The following is a 20,382-nucleotide window of genomic DNA, read 5'->3' as shown; positions in this document are numbered from 1 at the left end:
GTGGTGCTGCTATCGATTTATTTCTTGGTAGGCAGACTAGAATTCATAAAAACTTGATGTAATATGACTGGTTTCATACAGAAATTACGTCTTAATTCTAGAGACACGATCAAGGAGGTAGTTTGGGGTTGTGCTAAACGATGATGAATATGTCTTAAGGGCTAAACGTGGAGACATGGATGCTTTTTCGACGTTATTGAAAAAGTATTCAAATGCTGTGTATGCCGCCACATTAAGTATAGTACGCGACTTTCACAATGCAGAGGATTTGGCTCAAGAAGCGTTTGTAAAAGCCTGGTTTCATCTTAACAAGCTTGAGGACGGAAATAAGTTTGGCGCATGGGTTTGTTCAATTGCCAGAAGGTTATGTCTAGACTGGCTACGCAAGTCGAAAGATTTTCCTATGAATTCATTTGAGATGTATCACAACGTTACGGATAGCCAAACCAACGTGGAAAAAATGGTTGAACGTAATCTGACAAAGGTATCGGTATGGGAAGCCATCGACCAGTTAGACGAACCGAAACGGCTAGTCACGATTATGTATTTTATAAGCGGGTTTTCCTCTACTGAAATAAGTGCTTTACTTAATATTTCCGTGAGCGCAGTCGAGAGCAGAATCAAACGTTCGAAAAACAAATTAAAGAAGGAGTTGGTTGCTGTGATGAAAGAAATGTTCGAAGAAAAGAAAGTAGGGCAAGATTTTCATGATGATGTCATGTGGAGAATTATTCCTCGAATTGCTACGATAGAAATTCCCGTTTCAAATCTGAAGAGATCGATTGATTGGTACTGCAGGAATCTTGGCACAAGAGTCGTACATGAAACAACGGCAGATGCAATGCTGCATTTACAAGGAAGCAACAAGATTGGAGTTCCAACGTTGTTTTTGTGTCAAACGGATGATGTAAGCAACAAATTAGGATTCCATAACACAAACACTAACATCAGACACAGTGTGATTGATTTTTATGTGCCTGACTTAGTTCGGTTTCACAAGTTCTTATCAGATCAAGGAGTCAATGTTGGAGATCTTAACTATAAAATTGGAGAGGGTTTAGGGGGCTTTGGTTTTAGCGACCCTGACGGGAATATGTTTTCGGCATGCAACATCATCCATCATGGTCAAGTTTAACAAGCGATGATTGACATTCATTAAGCTAAATGGCAGTTTTGCGCAACAAATATGTAGCCTTTTCCACGCTAGTCGGCAGGATAGCAAAACACATATTTACACATGAACGAATGTGCTGTATTGTGGGAAAGAAGCAAATATTACCATTTAAAGGTGGTTTTTCAATGAGTGGACAAGTTATTGAACAGTTTGTTGATCGTATTGATGCAGTCTTTCTACCAGTGAAGAATCTTCAGGATTCGTTAGTGTGGTACCAATCTATGTTTGGGTTCGGTTTGCGTTGGAGCAACGAAAGAATGGCTGGTTTGGCAATAGCCCCTAACTGCGGATTTCATTTAGTCCAAATCTCAGATTTTGAACCAATTAATAAATACACCCCGTTCAATTTTGTTGTAAGAGATGTAGAAGAAGTAAGGGCTAAACTCGAGAAAAACGGAGTAGCAGTTTCAGAATTAAGGAATGGTGAGCCTAAACGTTTTGATCTCACTGATAATAACGGAAATATGATCAGTGTTATTCAATTGTAAATCAATATATTTTCTGTTGTTTTCTTCATACTTATCTTCTTACCTTATAATTTTATTCAACTAATGGAGAACGATAGCTCAACGAAAAAAGGAATAGTTTGCCGCGGCAGCTGTTTCTTGTTTTTATTATGCTAACGTGCAGGATTATGAAAATTGCTTGAAGAATTAAGAGGCTGAAGTGGTAAATTACATCATTTCAAAATATTGTGAGGTGTGATATGCAATATTTCATTGGTATTGTCCCTCCCGACGAATATAAAGAGCAAATTGCGGTATTTCGTAATCGCTGGGTTAGTAATCGTTTAAACGATGTTGTGGAACCCCACATTACTGTAAAGGCTCAGGGCGGACTTACTGAAGATATGCGTTGGCTGGATAATGTTAGGGAAACTTGCTCATCAATCAAAAGCTTTGTCTTATCTATGTCAGCGCCGGCAACGTTTGGGAATGCCGTAACATTCCTTAGTGTTGAATCGGAAGAAGTATATGATTTGCACAAGCGACTGGTGGATACAGTATCTCCGTCACCAGAGCTGATCGATCGTTACTTTGAATTGGATAACTTTCATCCTCATTTGACCTTGGGGCAAACCTATTGGGGTATGAAAGAAACTGAGATTGAAGAAATGAAGCTGTCAGCAATTTACACCCTAGCTCCTTTTCCAACCTTTCACGTCAATTTCGTACGGGTATATAAAGAAATTGAAAAAAACAAGTACATACCATTTGAAGATATCCAATTTGGTCGCTAACCAGTGAAGTGATTCAGCTAAAGGGTACAATAGAGCGGCGATGGAACCGATCATCGCTTGTTTTCGTTTCTATGCGCTTCGCTCAACTAACTGGCAGGATAGTTTAACAAATCATTATTTACTGTCTAACCAACGAGCCTCATAATCCCTAACATATCACGGAACTGTACCCACATGGTATTCTACAGTGGCTGTTCACCCCAAAACGTGTGGAAATGTAAACTCAGGAACAAAATACCATTATGGAGCGGTAATAACCACTGATTATGCAATTGGGACAAATTAAATTCCCATACACTCTGATTAGTTAGTTACTTTTTATAGAGGGTGTCGCCGATTTCCAATTGGGAAGTTCGGGTGTGAGAAATTATTTAAAGGAGAAGTTTTATGATGGGGGCATGATCGATGATCTAATAATTAATATCGGACAATGTCCAATGACATAAAAGTGCCAACATAACTTAGTGATTAAAAGCCTGATAAATCAGGCTTTTCTTTTTTTATGTAGGAACATTTATGTCACACAAGAGTGCATAAATGTTCCTACATTATCATTATTTTACTAACATTGTATAGGTTGGTGGTTTATATGAAAAACACCCAAGTTTATTCAAGATAACTCGTACTATATGCTAATTTCCAATACGTTCTAAATACATAGTGAAGATCAAGCAGACAAGATGAAGTTTTAATGGTGCTACTTGACCTGAAGTGAACTCCAAGGATTAGATTATCAAAAAGTGACCCATAAGATCTCTTTGAAAAACATCCTTTATCTTTCTACGGGATTACATAAACAAAAATACAGCACATGTATCAATGCACTGTATCCATATTAGTTATTATTTAACCTATTTCCATATCCGGTGGGTCTAATCATGGCAGTCCAGTATTTCAAAGGAATCTCATCAGTTCCATATTTAGAATGGATGATGATAACGATTGGTTCTATTGAACTGTCGGTCCACGGTTTGATAATCGAAAGTAAGCGTTTGTTCTTCACTTACATTACCTTTAATGTGGTAACGTGGTATTTCGAAAGTGACACTATCATCCATTGTATCCGTCGGTTGTATTTCCAATAGGTGTGGGATTGTTATGCTTTTGGGATTATATGCTATTAAAGACAACATAATGTTCCAGTGGTTATTCTCGCCTATATATTTATGAATAGTATGATCGTTTTCATGGCTTACAGGAATACAACCTGTCAAAAATGCGAGCAATATCAATATTAAATGCTTTTTGGGTCTATTCATTTGTCTCCTTTAAGCTACTTAATTGGTGGGAGGGGAAGGGGGATTTTAATAACCATTGTACTTAGATAGGATTAATTCGATGTAATCTTTATTTGCATCCCAAGAAAACCATTGGACACCAGTATTATTTTGTCCTGAATCCGGATTTTTAACGGCGACTGTCTTGTCAGAAGTATCATATCCAACTCCAGCAACAAAATGATAACTAGTAAAAGTTGCACTAGTATTATAGTCAAATCTAATTGCCTCAGGCCTATTATTATCAATTCGATCAATATATTTCGACCATGCAAGGGCGAGTTGCTTGATCGTATAATAGGAAAAGGGAAACGTAAGGAGGGAAATCAGTACAACATGATAATACGTAATGCAACGTAGAGAAATAATTAAATCCAAGCATGAACATGATTATAGAAATTACTGGTATGAAGAATTGTCTGAGCTTTAACAAGGAAATCTAATTGGAAAAGTATACGATGTGGTAGACTTTTTCATGAGGTCACCTCTTTCATTATTGAATCTTTTGGTGGTACAAACGATTCTACAGAAAAGGCGTCCTTTTTGCTATTCGTTTTTGTATTTTATTGGTTAATAAACAGGCTAATGAACTTACATTAGCTTGGATGATTTTGGGTGGGTAAGGTTATGTAGAGACGGAGCATTCTTACTGGCGCTTAAAAATTTGAAGCAATGATATCATGTAAATACATCCAATCAAAATAGTATCTTAGACATATTATATTTTGAGTTAAGGAGAGGAGGAATTAACATGGGGGAAATTGGCGAATTTGGGGGATTCCGCGGTGGCTTTACATCCACAGGTTCTATCTTAGTTCTTTTTATTCTTTTGGTAATTATTAGCTGTACGATGTTTAGATTCTAATTCCCACCAACACCACGGCTTCTTATTTATTGGGCTGGAATGAATAAGAGCAGGACCGCGAGAGCTTCTTATCTTGTGGTCTTTTTTATCACGCCTGTTGATTAACCAGAAACTGTAACTCTACTTTCGATAAAAACTGCGAATCCATTCCTCAGAAAAGATAGTTTAATGAGCCATGCGCTTGGAAGATTATTGAGCAGTAGCAACCGTGAAAATTGGATAAACGACATCTTCTCGTCTGAGGGAACAAACGAATTTCCAGCATCATAAAGAGGGGGGAGGTCGGTTTTTCTAACGGAACGAGCCCGAGCCCTTTTGCGTAATGTCTTCCGATACTCCGTGCTTCATGTCCATCCTGCGAATGCATCAGCTGGTGAAATAACTCTTTTATGCTGCTTGCAGAAATACTTTAGCTGAGTTGTAAGTTTCACTGCTCTTGGCCAAACCGACAAGGATATCTTCATTTACACATAATTCTTGACGTTGCCTACTAAAACATCTTCATTTCCAGTGATTATCAATGGATTTGCATTATAGATTAATATACTATATATAATAATTTTATATACTTATGTCTTTACTCATTTCTATACTGAAAAAGGGCAGATTGCAGATTAAAAGTAATCTGGCAAGGAGGGGTTTCTAATGAAAGTTAGACCATCTGTAAAACCTATTTGTGAAAAATGTAAAACCATTAGAAGAAATAGAACCGTCATGGTCATCTGCGAGAATACAAAACACAAGCAAAGACAAGGTTAATCCTCTACCTCGTAGGAACACTGTAGCATAATTTACAGTGTTCCTTTTTTTATAGTCAAAAATCAATTCATGATTTTCTTTCATGTTTGAACTAACGGGAATCGAGAACATCATAAAGATGTCTACGATCCTGTTCTTGTTTGCTCAACGGGCAGCATTCCTATTAGGGTGAAATATCGGGTTTGAGAACTAAAAAGACTCCTTGGTAAGATGTATAGATGAGAGTTTGGTAAATTATATCCAATCACGGTTGTTCCTTACGTTGCAAATTGGACTTCACAGTTTAAAAATGAAAAACAAACCTTAACCAAGATTCTCAGTTCTAAAATAGCGCTAAGAATAGAACATATCGGCAGTACGGCGTCAAACTTTCCCACCTACAAACTTCAAACTAATCTTCCTTACGCTTACGCATATAGACTTTCCTCAACAGCACTGCTCATTTAGGCAAATGATTGAAATTCAGTCTGTTTGGGTGAAAACCTCTACCGATGTATCACACCTTACATAGTATGAGCCAAATACAGTGTGGACCGCCTATTTCGGGGGTGAAATATGGAATTACAGGAGAGAGTACAATTAGAAATTGAACGGTGCATCAACCGCCTTAAGATGGAACAACATGTAGACGGGTCTTGGAGGTAAATCAATAATAAGGCAAAGTCTAAAGGGTGGAGCAAGCTAGCTTAGGAGTACATCAAGATAATCTCACGGTAAGGTTGGACAAGCACCTAACCAGTGCTTTTTTCCACCTAAACAAAATAAACGAATAACCAAGTGCTTTCATCCAATCACAATATTTTATGGGACATATTATATCTCGAAAGATGGAAGGAGGGGTCTTATATGGGTGAAGTTGGAGGATTTGGAGGATTTGGATTTGGAAATTCCACAAGTTCAATACTAGTTCTTTTTATTCTTTTGGTAATTATTAGTTGCTCAATATGTAGATGGTAATACTACTTCTTTTTATTCTTTTGGTAATTATTAGTTGCACAATATGGTTGAAAAGATAAACCATAATAGAATGTAATATAAGGGGATTGAACCCTTAGCGTGAGACAAATCAAAACACCTTCAAGTGATACCCATTATGTTGTAAGATATAGGGACAAACTTGGAGGTGTTTTTGTCATGTCAAGAATAAGTTATCCAAAAGAAATAAAGATGAAAGCTATTGGAATGAGATTGGCTGGTGTTCCCGTTAAAGAAGTTATGGCGCAAATCCATATACGAAAAGACAAAAATAGAAACTTGGATGAAATGGTGTAAAAATGGTGAGTTGCATAGGTTAGAGCAGCCAGTAGGCAAACAATATAGCTGTAGTAGTTATGTAGATAAAATTATGACATTAATGTAGGAACATTAATGTCGCTAACTCCAGTTGACAACACTGAATTATCGTTTACTATAAATACCTATATGTATAAAAGTCAACTTTTGTGACGATACTTCTAAATATTAAATGATATTTTGGAATGGGGCTAAAATGAGTTCACAATTAAGCTATGAAGAGACGACGCATTAGTAAATTAAGAAGTATCTGAATGAAATCGGTCAGATGTTTTATTTTATTAGAGCTAAATCTCGAAACGGGAAGACTTTTATGTTGAAGAAATATTGTCGAGATAATCGCGATGCACTCATTATATTAATATACTAATAATTACCTTTAAATTTCTGGATCACTAATACAAGGTATGATTGAGTTAATAGATAGTACTATCTCAATTAATAGGACAACTTCAGAATTAATTAAGTGACTTACGGTTATGATGAGAACTAAAATATTTCTAATTTGGTAGTTGACGATATACAAAACTCTCACATATTTTGTGACAAAAGTTTTGAGAAATTTATTTTACTATTATCTCACTACCAAAAAAGTTAGTTTGTGCTGGCACTGAAATTCCTGGACTTCGAGAGACAATTAAAATACGTAGTTATATTCAAAACGCAGTTTAAACAACAATTATAAAATTCCAGCTAATCACTTGTGATATTGTTATGTGTTAGAAGATACCCGATCAGCAGATCGGGTTATTTTTTGTATGTTTAAGCCTAATTATTTTCTATACATTTAAATGCATAAACATACAAAGAGTCTTTTGCAGATATTCTCAGTAAATATGATAATTACTTCCATTACCTTCATTGCCCTAATCAATTCTCTCAATAATTATGAAAACACCTCTTAATAAATTTAGCTTTTTCGCTGCTGTTTTCTCACTAAATATGACACCACACAAAAGTTGATAATTTGTAAATAAATGATGATAATATTGTATCAAAGAAAACGAGAAAAATATGCTAACATTCACCACATATAAATATTCAATATTGAATATTTATATGCGGTGAATGAATTGTTTGTGACCATACTAATAGTTTGTGAATAAGTTCCATCTCATTTTTTACATATAAACGCTATATAGTTATTGTTAGTTTTTACATTGACATCCGTGAAACCAGTCGCGCCCAGAAGCGATACAAAATCGTTTGGATTTTTATATTCTGGAAGATGATATTCAACTTTGTCTATTTCACTTGTGATTAAGAGCGTTCCATTGTGTTTTAATACCCGAAAGCACTCCGAAAGCCCCTTTTCTAATTGCCCCCAGTATATATGTGTTTGAGTTGCAACAATGAGGTCAAATAATCCATCTTCAAATTGCATATAGGCAACGTCATCAGTTCTTAATACGACTTCTCCTGAATCCACATACTTACGGTTCAAATCAGTTGCAGTACTGACAGCTTCATCAGATATATCAATTCCGTAGACAATACTATCGTTGTTATGCTCTTTAATATATGTAATGTTTGCGCCGCCGCCAAAACCAACATCGAGAATTGTATGCTGTTCGTTTAAATCTCCATTTGCTTAAATCACGGAAATAATTTGACCATATTTTTGTGATAACATTTCCAACAAATCCCGTTGGTTTCGCCGCTTGTGAAGATAAGTAATTCATAAAAGGTTGATAATACATTCCGCAACACACTCCAATAATTAGTATTCCGGCCAAAAACCCTGCCAGTTTTCTATTTTTTTTCATTGTTTCCTCCATAACTGCTTAAGTTTGAAATTTTATAAGGAATATTTCAAACTTATTGTAGATGTTAACTTTATCCTTGTCAACAACTTTGAAATATGGTCATTTATGTTTCAAAGTTTGTTTTTTCTGTGATATACTTGCATTTATGAGAGGTGAGGATATGAACAAATATGAAATGACCACCGAGAAAAAGAAAAAGGCGATTATCCAAGCGGCCATGACCCTTTTCAAAGAAAATGGCTTTACAAGCGTCAGCATTAAAGAGATTGCGGCACTTGCCCATGTATCGCAGGTATCCATTTACAACTATTTCGGAAGCAAAGAAGCTCTAATCGTGGAGTGCGCCGATATTATAATGAGTGACACTTTGCAAAAGGCAGGAGAAATTTTGACGAAAAACATTAGCTTCGTTGAAAAACTCGAATCTGCCCTTTTGCTTTGCACAGAACACATCAACCTATCTATTTCCGAATATTTTTCCCAAAAGGCGCTTGGCGACCCTGTACTAGTTGACTTACTCAGTAAAAGCATAAACGAGAAGAAAAGGAAAATTTATTGTGAATATATAGAAGCAGGAAAACGAGAAAACATGATTGACGGTACAATACCAACCGAAACATATTTAGCCTTTATCGACGCGCTTAATATGTTGGGGAGTAGATTAGAATTTAATGATGATATATCTACAGCGATTAAGCATATTCATCATCTGTATCTCTATGGAATTATCGGAAAAGCATAGCCTTTGAAATGCAAATGACCCGAAAGGTGGGCAATTTTTTTCAAAGGGGCCACCTTTCGGGTCACAGTTCAACGCAATTACCAATTTACTCAGAAGAAATTTGTTATGTTTATACATAATATTCATCTTGCTAATTGATCGAATGAATAATATGAATACCTGCATAATAGTTTCATATTCCTGTGAGAGGATTTCTCAATTTCTGTGATTCTTCATAGCCGCTTTCCATTAGGAAATAAAAGATTTTCATCTTTCGTAAGCCACGCAGCTTGTAAAAAAGGGGTTTTCACTACTGAAATTTGCAATATTCGTGATCCATCATAAACACTGCAACAATCTTTGAAATAGGGAGCTATCCTTGTAGGTCTTTTTCGGATCTGCGAGGAACAGCTCTTTTTTTGTTTGCCGCAGCTAAGCCTATTTCTACACCATAATTTGATATAATTTGCACCTTATCTTTATCTCCGCTGATTATATTTTTTTTCAGGAGGAGGAGAGAATGCATGAAGAAAGGCAGCTCGATTAAAATCATCCTTTTGTCTGTGATGGTGATCGTTGTGCTGTATCACCTTGTTTCCGGGGAGGGGACAGCAAGCGACCGTAAAGCCAGCCTGAATGGTGGCTCGGATGAGATAAGAACGCTAGCCAAAAAGCCATATAAGGTCGTAATTGATCCAGGACATGGCGGTAAGGATAAGGGTGCAACAGGCGCTAGTGGAAATTTTGAGAAGGATTTTACGCTGCAGCTAGCGCGTAAGGTGGAAGAATTGGCGAAACAAGAGCCGCAGATTGAGGTGTATCTCACGCGATCAGAGGATCGTTTTATTTCTTCGGTTGACAGGGAACGACCGGAAATCGCAAATCAACTAGGTGCAAATTTGCACATTTCCATTCACGGGAATACATACGAAGATCCTAGTGTTTCAGGTACTGAAACCTACTATTATGATGAAGATTCCCTATTCTTAGCGAAAATTATGCAAAAGCATATGGTTCAAACCAGCGGATTTCGAGACCGAGGAGTAAAGAAAGAGGATTTCTTCGTCTTGAAGGATTCGAACATGCCAGTGGTTCTACTTGAAATGGGTTATTTAACTAATCCGAAAGAAGAGAATGAAATGCTGACGGAAGATTTCCAGCACCGGATGGCAAGCTCCATTCTGGATGGAATTAAAGAAGCTCTGAAATTAAATTAAAGAGAGTCAAGTAGAAAGCGTCAAAGTGAATTTTGAGGAACGAATCGAAACACAAATTAAAGAAGGGAGTTATTGGGAATGAAAATAGTACAAAGATGGGTAAGCATTTTTCTGTCAGCGGCAATACTATCGACTCTTGTTGCCTGCGGCGCGGCCGATGACAAGGGTCAGACTGAACCCGCTGCGACGCAAGCGCCTGCGGGTAGCGTTCAGGAATTGTTCGGCAGCAGCTTATTCGTAGGTGACTCCATTATCGGAGGACTGGTGAACGATGATCTGTTGCCTGAAGCGAACGTTATGGGGGCACTCGGTGCAACGATCCAATCTACACTGGACTACGTCGAAGAGATCGCAAGCCGTAAGCCGTCGCGCGTGTTCCTGTCAATGGGGCAGAACGATCTCTTGAAGCCGACAGAGGATGCGAAGGGAAGGTTAATTCAGCAATACACCCAGCTGGTCGATCGTATAAGGGAACTAGTGCCGGTGGCGCGCGTCTACGTGCTGTCGATTACGCCGCTAGATACCACATCGCCGGGCAGTGAGAACATAAACCAACAGATTGGAACATTCAACGCAGCCCTGCAGAAGTTGGCAAAGGAAAAGGGAATAGACTTCATTGACCTTGCCCCCATTTTCACGCAGTACAAGATTCAATACGATGGAGATGGCTCTCATTTCACGAACGCATTCTACCCAATCCTGCTGGGCTATTTGAAGGAGCAGACGGATCTAGTCAATCAACCGCGCGGTCCGGCGCTCACCGACCCGAACGAAGCCTATAAAGCAGCGTTTAGGCACAGTATTTTTCTAGGAGATTCCATCTTGGGGAAGTTGTCCTATCTGAACAAACTTGATTCGACGAATGTCATCGCCCCGAGCGGTGCGACGCTTGATCTAGCCCTCCTAAACATCGAGACACTCGTCAGCCGGGCGCCGGAGCATGTATTCATTCTGCTGGGCAGCAATGACATCCGATTATCGGACAAGCAGAAATTCTTCAAGCGCTATCGCGAGTTGATCGGCAGCATCCAGAATAAGCTGCCGAAGGTCAGGCTTCACATCCTGTCGATCCCGCCAGTCGCTGAGGAAGCCCTGAAGCAAGAGCCGCGATATGCGAACATTACGGACTTCAATCAAGCGCTTGAACAGTTGGCCGATGAAGTCAAAGTCGATTATGTGGACCTGTCACCACTCTTCACCGCTAACAAAATCCATCACGCGAACAACGGCATTCATTTTAAGCCGGATTTCTATCCGTTACTCCTAGACTACTTGAAGGGACACGTAAAGTAGGGCATTGGCAGAAGGCAGTCGGTCAGATGGATCGAATGCCTTTTCTGTGTTAAAGAGTAAATAATGCATAATATATGACCTCATTATCTTATTATTTGACTTGTATACAGCTTAATTGAATCCATTAGAATTGAAGTGTATAATGCAATCCTTTTCGCTATAATCAAGTTAATATCATTCTCGATTCTTGAAAGGAAAATAGACATGATACGACTCAATCTCAAGAGAAAATTTGTTATCATGTTGCTATTTCTTGTTGTCCTACCGATCTTACTCATAAGCTGGCAGATTACGATTCGGTTGGAAAAGACGACAGAAACCCAGGTGGGGCATACCTTGCTTCAATTAGTTAAGACCAGCCATCTTACATTAGATCGAGTCATAAAGAACGTGGATGAAGCAACAGAACGTTTAATTGCCTCTGAGACGATCCAGCAGATCCCTTCAATGTCTGAAATTTCAGAATTAGACAGACTCAAGAAATTCCTCGTATTTGATACACAAATGCTCAAGTACTCGAATATGTCTTTGAACTTCTCTATCTTTATAATCGATGATAAACGGGAATATAAATTTGCTGCAGGTACGACTATACAATCCAAAGGTGTATTCTATATCAAGTCTCCTAATCGAGCCGATTGGTTCGACGAAGCTGTGATTGCAAAGGGTAAAGGCTTACTTCGTATTATTAAGAATCACAATAGCGATAAGAATACGGTTGCCTATATACGCAGTGTAACGAGTAAAGAGAACAACGAGGAATGCATGGGTGTCTTGGTCGTAACCGGTCTTGAAAATATGATGATCGAAGATTTGGCACCTATTGAGTTGCCCCAAAATGGGATGATGGCGCTCGTTAACGCATCCAATGAGCTTCTTTCCAGTGAACAGTCCAATATCATAGGGGAAGACGTTCATCTCCCAGAAGATGTATCTCTACTAGCAGAAGGCGTACATATAGAGAACATGGATGGGGTACGATGGTTATTCGCCATTCATCATAGCATGGAGTTTAATACGAAACTTTTTGTCAAAACACCAGTGACTTCAATTCTCGAGGATCATATCGTGGTCAAGCGGATTGTGGATGTACTTATTATTGCTTACTTTGTGATCATCATGATCATCTTCGTCTATTTCTTCAATACGGTTCTAAAGCCATTAGGCTTGCTTGCTCAACTTTTTCGTTCATATGAACCGGGTGCGCCAGTATCTTCTAAATTATCTAAAGCCAAAAGGCAAGATGAGATCGGAGAACTGGGTACGCACTTCTATGAGATGACACGAAGACTCAATCAGACCATTAGTGAAAAGTATTTGCTTGAACTGAAACAAAAGGAAGCGGAATTGACAATCCTCCATGGTCAGATTAATCCCCATCTGCTATACAACACACTCGAGTCCATTTATTGGACCAGCAAGATGGAGGGAGCTACTGAGTCTTCTGAGATGATACGTGACATGTCGCTGCTGATGCGAATTGGATTAAGTCGAGGTAAGAACGTTATCACGTTAGAAGAGGAATTAAATCACTGTAAAGCATATCTAAGACTTCAATTGAATCGTTATTATTATTCTTTTCAGGTGCTTTGGGAAGTGGAGGAAGAGACAGGTTCTTATCTCATTCCGAAGATTTCCTTGCAGCCTTTAGTTGAAAATGCGATTCTGCATGGAATCAAGAACATGGAGAATGAAGGCAAGTTGACAATAGAGATACGTATGAAGAAAAGCGACGAATCAGGTGTTGACATTCTATTCATCTCCATTCATGACAACGGTTACAAGCCAGTAAGTTTGGAGAAAATACAACAAATACTCGATGGGAAAACATCTGGTGAAGGTTATGGTATTAAGAATGTTCATAAAAGGATAGCGCTCCATTTTGGACCGGAATATGGATTGTTCTATTCAATTAATACAGAAGGTGGCACGACAGCTACGATTGTTCTACCGGCTGTAATAGATGAATCCAATCAAGATACAAAGTGAGGTTGCATAGATGTACAACATACTGGTTGTTGATGACGAGCCTAGAATTTGTAAGGGAGTTTCCGCCATTTTACTCCAATCAGGACTAGCGATTAGGGAAGTGATGACTGCGGGTAATGGGTTTGAAGCACTGGACTTGATGCGCATTGAACAGGTTGATCTCGTCATTACCGATATTCAGATGAGTGGAATGGACGGAATCGAGCTGATCCAAGCGATAAGCATGGATAATCCAGCGATTCCAATCATTGTTTTCTCCGCACACGGGGAGTTTGAATACGCACAGAAAGCCTTACATTTTGGAGTTAAGGATTATTTATTAAAGCCCATTGCAGAAGAACAGTTACTCCAGACCGTTTCTAGAGCTCTGGCAGGTAAGCAAGAACGTGCGAAATATTCGCTAGACACAGATTTGATCGATAAATTTTCATTAAAAGAAGTTCTGACGAACGAAAACTATGTACTGAACGAAATTTTGAACGAGCAAATAGATCAAGAAGAGATTACAGATATTCTGACTCATCTAGGTAAAAGAATTGAAGGTTCTTATTATTGCTTGCTAGCTTTCCAATTGGATCTGAATAGTGCTGGGTTCAATAATGATAAGATCAAGTCATACCGAGATAAGAATTTACTCAAGTATGCATGTTTGAATATTATTGAAGAATCCCTCGACAAGCGCGAGAAACTAACATTTTACCGAATGAATAATCAAATCATCGTACTGCTGCCGTTTGACAGCGAAGAGATTAACTCAGCTCATTTTCCAGCGCAACAGCAATTATTTATTCTTTCCAATACGCTGCTCATGAATCTGCAAACCTTTATCAATGTAAAATGTAAAGTTGGCATGAGTCGAATTCACAGTGGGATTGAAAACGCCTATACCATGTACGGCGAGGCTGAGGCTGCATTAAAGTGGGGGGAGAACTCGCAAGACTACACGGTGCTGTATTTCGGTGATCTCGAGACTCATGAAAAGGTACTTCAGGTTGATGTGGGTGGGTCAAACGTTGGAAAAACGGTCGCTCACGAGGAACATAACACATTCATTAAAGAAACAATGGCATTCATCGAACAGTTCTATATGCGTAGAGGATTAAAGCTTCAAGATATAGCGAACTCCGTGCATCTCAGTTCCAATTATTTGAGCTATTTATTCAAGAAGCATGTTGGGTTGAATGTATGGGATTACGTCACTCAATTGCGGATGGAAGAGGGCAAGCGCCTCATCTTGCATACCGATAAGAAGCGCTATGAAATCGCAGAGCTAGTTGGATATGAGTCACCCGAGCATTTTGGAAAGGTGTTTAAAAAATATTTTGGCATAAGCACTTCGGAAGTGAAACACTAATTTATTCTAACTCCGTTTAGGACCTTCATTTATGGCTCCATGTCATAGATGAGGGTCTATTTTGCGTGATTAAGTAAAATATGTCCTGAAGTTCTTAATATGTGTCGTCGTGATCGAACAATCGCTAAATTATACTTGTAAATACAGTAGAGGAAGGATGTGTAACGGCATGGCGACGGAAGTTGCGGTTAAGACGGATGTAAAGGTTGTGAGAAAATCGACTTGGAAGAAAAAGTCCCGTTGGTATTTCTGGGGATTAGCCTTCTTATTGCCAGAGGTCATTATTTTCTCGTTATTTTTGTGGATGCCTATTATCAAAGGAATTATTTTTAGCTTCCAACAAATTGATTTCGTAAATCCGAATACATTCGTCGGACTCGATAACTACCGGGAAATTCTTGCACTCAGTCAGTTCAAAACAGCGATCATCAATACGCTATCCTATATGGCTCTATGTCTAGTAATTGGCTTCTGGGTGCCAGCCTTAACGGCAATTTGCGTCTCGGAGCTAAGAAAGTTTCAAGGTATCGCTAGAGTGATCGGATATTTGCCAAGCATTATCCCATCTATTGTTCTATACGGGATGTGGACATGGTTCTATGATCCAATCGGTCCGATCAACAGTGCGCTAATGTCCTTGCATCTGGACAAGATCAGCTTTTTCTCCAATCATATGGCGATGATATCTATTGTAATTATGGAGACTTGGCAGCAGTTCGGGGCTGCGGTTCTCATCTATCTGGCTGGCATTATGAGCATACCGAAGGATTTGTATGAAGCAGCGGAGATTGATGGTGCGTCCGTATTGCAGCGAATCCGACATATTACATTGCCTGGGATTAAGAAACTGCTCGCACTCATGCTCATTTTACAATTAATCAATACTTCACAAGGTTTCCAAGCACAGATGGCGATGACAGATGGAGGTCCGAATAATGCGACGCTAACGTATATGCTGATGGCGACTCGTCAAGCTTTTGTCAATATGGATTTCGGTAAAGCGTCAGCGATGGGGGTTATGATGTTCATTGCTTTGCTGGGATTGTCCTTCCTATATCAAAAATTGCAACGGAGAGGTGTAGGGCATGAGTAGCTGGGAACGTGGAATTATCTCGAATTATGATCTGAAGAAGCCTCGAGTCAAAATTGGCTATGTAATCATGTGTCTCTTTATCGTCTTGTTAGGTGTTACGATGCTGTATCCTTTTCTGAATACGTTATTCTCTTCACTCAAAACCAAACAAGAGATGTTTACATTTCCAGTTCCTTTTTTCCCAAAAGAATGGATTTGGCACAATTATGTGGAAGCTTGGGATACGATGAATCTTCTGCCGTATATGCGTAATACGATTATCATCTTTGTAGGAAATATGGTGTTCTCCATATTCTTTATGGGTTTAGCTGCATACAGCTTATCTCATCTAAAAGTGCCTTATCGAAAATGGTTTATACTATTTTTCTTATCGACCTTACTCATTCCGACCAACAGCTATTTGATCCCTAATTTTCTCAACTTACAAAGCTTAGGTCTGCTGAATAGCTATTGGGCATTCTGGTTGCCTGCGGGTGCTAATGCCTTCAACTTGTTGTTACTTAAAACCTTCTTCGACGGTATTCATAAAGAATTGTTCGAAGCAGCGAGGGTCGATGGAGCTTCCGAAATAAGATGCTATCTGCAGCTCGCAATCCCCTTATCGTTACCTATCATTGCAACACTCGTCATATTAGGTTTCTCAGCAACGTGGAACGAATGGTATTGGCCATCACTTGTGATTACTTCCAAAGAAAAGTATCCGCTAGCGACAGTTATTTACCGATATGTAATAGCAGGTGGAGTCGGAGGTACTCAAATTCCTTGGAATGTCCGCTTTGCCTTATTAGCATCTGCCATGCTGCCTCCAGTCGTGTTCTTCTTATTCATGCAGAAGTATATCATGCGGGGGTTAAATGTCTCGGGCATTAAAGGGTAATACCGCTTTACTTTATAATATTTGACTCTTAGAACTTAATATTTGACCTCGCAAGGATGTCTTCACGCCATCTATAATTCAAATTGTAAGCACTTACGAAAAACGCTTTATAGGATTACAAATGATCAAACTTTGAGGGGGATCACGAGTGAAAAAAACATTAATAAGTGTCGTAGCCGTAGTTGCCATGGTATCGGTAATGGCAGGATGCGGTAGCAAAGAGCCTGATAAAGGCACTGCTTCTAGTACGGTTCCAAGCACGACCTCACCTAGTGCGACTACTACTGGGCAGGCTACTAATGCAGCAATTAAAGGTAAACTGACGGTTCAGATGGAGACACCAGATAAGAAGACAGAGAATGAGCAGATTGAAAAATCGATTGAACGTTATAAGGCAAAGTACCCGGGCGTTCAGATTTCGAAGGATGACTGGAAATATGATCCTACCCAAATTGGAGTCAAAATGGCGTCCCATAGCGTGCCTGACGTAATTAAGGTTTATGCTTCAGAAGGCAAGATGCTAGCGGACCATAACTGGGCGCTTGATCTGACACCTTTTCTAAATGAATGGAAATTCAAGAATGATTTGAATCCACTTATGACAAAGAGTTTTACAGTGAATGATAAAATCTATGGACTGCCTCTAGACGGCTATGTGATGACTGTGACAATTAACAAGAAGCTGCTTGCTGATAAAGGCGTTGCGATGCCTCCGCTGGATTGGACTTGGGACGATTTCTTCGATATTGCGCAAAAAGTAAATGATCCAGCCAAAGGGATCGCCGGATTTATTCCAATGGGTAAGGGAACGGAGTCTGGTTGGAACTGGACGAACTTCTTGTTCGCAGCAGGAGGGGATATTCAGAAAGTTGAGAATGGAAAAGTTGTGACTACATTTAACTCAGAAGCGGGTTTACAAGCGCTTGAATTTTATAAAAAGCTAAAGGATGCCAATGTAATCCCTGAAAATTGGGCTTTGGGCTACATGGATGCCTTAACCGCATTCTATCAAGGGCGCGGTGCAATGGTTCTGTGTGGTAGCGGGAATGCCGTGGATACAGCGATTAACCAAGGTGGCATGAATAAGGATGATCTGGCGATTTACCCGATCCCATCGATGAAGAAGGGTGGCAAGCATACTGGAGTGTTTGGCGGTACGTACCAAATTATTAGTGGTCTAGTGGATAAAGAGGATCAACCTGCAGCATTCAAGTGGATCTCAGACGAAGCATTTACTGAAGAAGCAATTAATGCTCGTGATGCCGAGATCACTTCCCGTAAGGAGAAGAAGCAAATCTTCGTGCCGCAATTAACGAATTATTGGAAAGAAGATTCAGAGTATGGCAAGAAGTATAATGACATGATTGCGAAGCATGACAATGTGTATAAGTATGATCCACAATTGTTGACGCTGCTCGAAGGTAAGCCAGAATCTCAATTCGAAACACAAAAGTATTACGCTGAGATGGCAGAGCTTGTACAAGAAATCTTCACTGTAAAAGATATTAACTTGAAAGAGCGGATGGAGTTCCACGCGAAGAAGTTGCAGGAAGAAGTGTTTGATAAAATTAAGATTCAATAATAAATAAAGGAGTTAGGCGAGATTATCGCTTAGCTCCTTTTGCTTTCTAAAAACCGCTTTTTTTAAGTACTGCTCGAAAACAATACAATCCACCCCATAAGTCCGTATGTAACGCATCAAGCGGTAGTTCAAAGTCAGCTTCAGGGAAAAATTCTAGACCAGCATTTTGAACAAATGATTGAAAGATCTTGAGGTCAATAGTTGGGTAGTCGAGTGTGAGGATAACGATTCCATCGTCCTTAAGTGTTCTGTGAAATTCTTGTAATACAAGCTGCATGTCCACAAGGCTCAAATGCTCAAACACGGAAATACAAAATATTTTATCAAAAAAATCATTTGCGTAAGGAAGATTCGAAAGGTTGGCATGACTGAGATGAGTTTCCATGTATGCACCATCTTGCACCTGTACGGCGGCCTCTTCACTAATTTCCATTCGAATATCATCGATGATGCTGTCTGATGAAAGGATGCGAGGGTCCAAATCGCAAGCATATGCATGCTGGCAACTCCGACCGAGAACGAATTTAAAAGGATGAAGGATTCCACAAGCCGCATCTAATGCCGTATCGCTCGATTCAATAAAGGAAGCACACCAGGCATATTCATAAAATCTGCTCCACCAAGACTGAGGTAATCGGTATATAAACTCTTTCACTTTGGGATCGGACTGTTTGAAAAATCGGGATTGCAATTGGGTAAGCATGTAAGATCCTCCTTTTACGAAATAACTTTCTACAGTATTATTCTGTGAAGCAGTAGCTTGTGCCGAAGGATATTAATACTTGCCGAGCTTCTTATGTTTGAAATTTCGCACTCGTAAACAATATGAACAAAATACACTTTATAACCTTATTACAATTAATCTTCATAAACTTTTCGCTATACTTATCGAGTGGTATTATGAAAACGCTTTACTATTGATTGTTGATATCATAGAAGAATGAGTGATTGACTATGAATGTTCTGTTTATGATCGTCCTGAATGTGATTGTCTCTGTTTTTCTGCTCATTGCAGCAGGTGTAGTGATGCATCGAAAGTTTAATTTTGACATGAACACGTTGTCGAAGTTGAATGCTTTTTTTCTGCTGCCAGCTGTTAGTTTTACAAATATTTATGAAAGTCAGTTCGACGCAGAGTTACTGATTCAGATTGTTGGTTTTCTAGTGTTGCAAACGTTTGTCCTGATTGTTGGTTGTAAGATTGTATCTATACTGTTTCATTTCGATAGGGGTTTGTCTTCGATATTCTCGAACAGCGTTGTCCTAAGTAACTCAGGTAACTTTGGGCTGCCGGTCAGTCAGCTTGTTTTTCACAACAATCCGCTCGGGCTTTCGGTGCAAGTGGTCGTGTCCATCTACCAAAACCTACTGACGAATACATACGGACTGATGAACGCTGTGTCTGCTCAAAGCCAAGGGCTCAAAATAGTGAAAGAACTAGCGAAGAATCCGATGATTTACGCTTTTCTACTCGGTATGCTCATGCATGGGCTCATGATCCCAATCCCGTCATTTATTTGGAATCCCTTGCAAAATATTGCGAATGCGTTCCTTGCGATTGCTCTAGTTACACTCGGTGCGCAATCTGCATATTTACAATTCAAACGATTGAGTGTAGTGTTAATTTTTAGTTTGTTAGGACGTTTAATCATTTCACCGATTATTGCATTCTTGCTAATTCTGTTGTTCCAAATTGAAGGGACGACGGCGCAAGCACTGCTAATCGCAAGCTCATTCCCAACTTCTCGCAACAGCGCCGTATTTGCACTCGAGTATGGGAATCACCCCGAGACGGCGGCGCAAGCGGTTCTGCTCTCGACACTATTAAGCAGCATAACGGTGACAGGTGTCGTCTACGCAGCCAAAATATTATTTTGACAAA

General features: G+C 39.3%; 21 protein-coding genes. 17 read left to right on the top strand and 4 right to left on the bottom strand.

All coding sequences use genetic code 11. The features are described 5' to 3' along the window. Positions 1-130: 130 nt before the first annotated feature. The 3 genes from NV379_RS07750 to NV379_RS07740 all read left to right on the top strand — a co-directional run bounded on the left by NV379_RS07750 (position 131) and on the right by NV379_RS07740 (position 2,414). Complete coding sequence (locus NV379_RS07750) at positions 131-1,135, top strand: sigma-70 family RNA polymerase sigma factor (RefSeq protein ID WP_258206706.1); 1,005 nt, start codon at positions 131-133, stop codon at positions 1,133-1,135. A gap of 29 nt (positions 1,136-1,164) precedes the next feature. Next, positions 1,165-1,662, top strand: coding sequence for a VOC family protein (locus NV379_RS07745; RefSeq protein ID WP_258206705.1), 498 nt, complete (start codon positions 1,165-1,167; stop codon positions 1,660-1,662). 218 nt (positions 1,663-1,880) lie between these two features. Then, complete coding sequence (locus tag NV379_RS07740) at positions 1,881-2,414, top strand: 2'-5' RNA ligase family protein (protein WP_258206704.1); 534 nt, start codon at positions 1,881-1,883, stop codon at positions 2,412-2,414. Between the two features lie 1,304 nt (positions 2,415-3,718). Here the strand turns inward: NV379_RS07740 and NV379_RS26260 are convergent. Continuing rightward, positions 3,719-4,069, bottom strand: coding sequence for a C39 family peptidase (locus NV379_RS26260; protein ID WP_506737377.1), 351 nt, complete (start codon positions 4,067-4,069; stop codon positions 3,719-3,721). 373 nt (positions 4,070-4,442) lie between these two features. Between NV379_RS26260 and NV379_RS07735 the strand changes: the two genes are divergently transcribed. The 5 genes from NV379_RS07735 to NV379_RS07720 all read left to right on the top strand — a co-directional run bounded on the left by NV379_RS07735 (position 4,443) and on the right by NV379_RS07720 (position 6,587). Next, the gene (locus NV379_RS07735; RefSeq protein ID WP_258206703.1) at positions 4,443-4,556 is read left to right on the top strand and encodes a YjcZ family sporulation protein; all 114 of its coding nucleotides are present in this window, start codon (positions 4,443-4,445) and stop codon (positions 4,554-4,556) included. A gap of 645 nt (positions 4,557-5,201) precedes the next feature. After that, positions 5,202-5,315, top strand: coding sequence for a 50S ribosomal protein L36 (rpmJ, locus tag NV379_RS07730; RefSeq protein ID WP_078498971.1), 114 nt, complete (start codon positions 5,202-5,204; stop codon positions 5,313-5,315). A gap of 243 nt (positions 5,316-5,558) precedes the next feature. Then, the gene (locus NV379_RS26160; protein ID WP_373426092.1) at positions 5,559-5,762 is read left to right on the top strand and encodes a GrpB family protein; all 204 of its coding nucleotides are present in this window, start codon (positions 5,559-5,561) and stop codon (positions 5,760-5,762) included. Between the two features lie 399 nt (positions 5,763-6,161). Further along, positions 6,162-6,272, top strand: coding sequence for a YjcZ family sporulation protein (locus NV379_RS07725; RefSeq protein WP_258206702.1), 111 nt, complete (start codon positions 6,162-6,164; stop codon positions 6,270-6,272). A 177-nt stretch (positions 6,273-6,449) separates the two neighbouring features. Continuing rightward, positions 6,450-6,587: a hypothetical protein gene (locus NV379_RS07720; protein ID WP_258206701.1), complete on the top strand. Its 138-nt coding sequence runs from the start codon at positions 6,450-6,452 to the stop codon at positions 6,585-6,587. Positions 6,588-7,722: 1,135 nt separating this feature from the next. On the opposite strand, the gene NV379_RS07715 is transcribed toward NV379_RS07720, so the two are convergent. After that, entirely contained in the window at positions 7,723-8,127 is a 405-nt protein-coding gene (locus NV379_RS07715) for a class I SAM-dependent methyltransferase (RefSeq protein WP_258206738.1), read from the bottom strand. Next, positions 8,123-8,374, bottom strand: a complete 252-nt coding sequence (locus NV379_RS07710) for a hypothetical protein (RefSeq protein WP_258206700.1) — start codon at positions 8,372-8,374, stop codon at positions 8,123-8,125. The genes NV379_RS07715 and NV379_RS07710 overlap by 5 nt, the downstream gene beginning before the upstream one ends. 160 nt (positions 8,375-8,534) lie before the next feature. On the opposite strand from NV379_RS07710, the gene NV379_RS07705 reads away from it, so the two are divergent. From NV379_RS07705 to NV379_RS07670, 8 genes are all read left to right on the top strand, one after another. Next, positions 8,535-9,116: a TetR/AcrR family transcriptional regulator gene (locus NV379_RS07705; RefSeq protein WP_258206699.1), complete on the top strand. Its 582-nt coding sequence runs from the start codon at positions 8,535-8,537 to the stop codon at positions 9,114-9,116. Positions 9,117-9,619: 503 nt separating this feature from the next. Continuing rightward, a complete protein-coding gene (locus NV379_RS07700; RefSeq protein ID WP_258206698.1) occupies positions 9,620-10,312 on the top strand; it encodes an N-acetylmuramoyl-L-alanine amidase family protein in 693 nt (230 codons plus the stop codon). A gap of 78 nt (positions 10,313-10,390) precedes the next feature. Beyond that, positions 10,391-11,605, top strand: a complete 1,215-nt coding sequence (locus tag NV379_RS07695) for a GDSL-type esterase/lipase family protein (protein ID WP_258206697.1) — start codon at positions 10,391-10,393, stop codon at positions 11,603-11,605. 240 nt (positions 11,606-11,845) lie between these two features. Next, a complete protein-coding gene (locus NV379_RS07690; protein ID WP_258206696.1) occupies positions 11,846-13,594 on the top strand; it encodes a sensor histidine kinase in 1,749 nt (582 codons plus the stop codon). A 10-nt stretch (positions 13,595-13,604) separates the two neighbouring features. Beyond that, positions 13,605-14,948 (top strand): response regulator, encoded by a 1,344-nt coding sequence (locus NV379_RS07685; protein ID WP_258206695.1) that lies wholly within the window; start codon positions 13,605-13,607, stop codon positions 14,946-14,948. Positions 14,949-15,117: 169 nt separating this feature from the next. Continuing rightward, on the top strand, positions 15,118-16,041 hold the full coding sequence (locus NV379_RS07680; RefSeq protein ID WP_258206694.1) for a carbohydrate ABC transporter permease: 924 nt from the start codon (positions 15,118-15,120) through the stop codon (positions 16,039-16,041). Next, positions 16,034-16,918 carry a carbohydrate ABC transporter permease gene (locus NV379_RS07675; RefSeq protein ID WP_258206693.1) on the top strand — a complete coding sequence of 295 codons (885 nt, stop codon included), beginning with the start codon at positions 16,034-16,036 and terminating at the stop codon, positions 16,916-16,918. The genes NV379_RS07680 and NV379_RS07675 overlap by 8 nt, the downstream gene beginning before the upstream one ends. A gap of 148 nt (positions 16,919-17,066) precedes the next feature. Next, positions 17,067-18,500: an ABC transporter substrate-binding protein gene (locus tag NV379_RS07670; RefSeq protein WP_258206692.1), complete on the top strand. Its 1,434-nt coding sequence runs from the start codon at positions 17,067-17,069 to the stop codon at positions 18,498-18,500. 46 nt (positions 18,501-18,546) lie between these two features. Here NV379_RS07670 and NV379_RS07665 read toward each other — a convergent pair whose 3' ends face one another. After that, entirely contained in the window at positions 18,547-19,203 is a 657-nt protein-coding gene (locus tag NV379_RS07665; RefSeq protein WP_258206691.1) for a class I SAM-dependent methyltransferase, read from the bottom strand. Between the two features lie 251 nt (positions 19,204-19,454). Between NV379_RS07665 and NV379_RS07660 the strand changes: the two genes are divergently transcribed. Continuing rightward, positions 19,455-20,378, top strand: a complete 924-nt coding sequence (locus NV379_RS07660; RefSeq protein ID WP_258206690.1) for an AEC family transporter — start codon at positions 19,455-19,457, stop codon at positions 20,376-20,378. The last annotated feature ends 4 nt before the right edge of the window (positions 20,379-20,382 follow it).

The organism is Paenibacillus radicibacter (assembly GCF_024721995.1).
Lineage (GTDB): Bacteria > Bacillota > Bacilli > Paenibacillales > NBRC-103111 > Paenibacillus_AM > Paenibacillus_AM radicibacter.
This window is presented reverse-complemented; position numbering and strand designations above follow the sequence as displayed.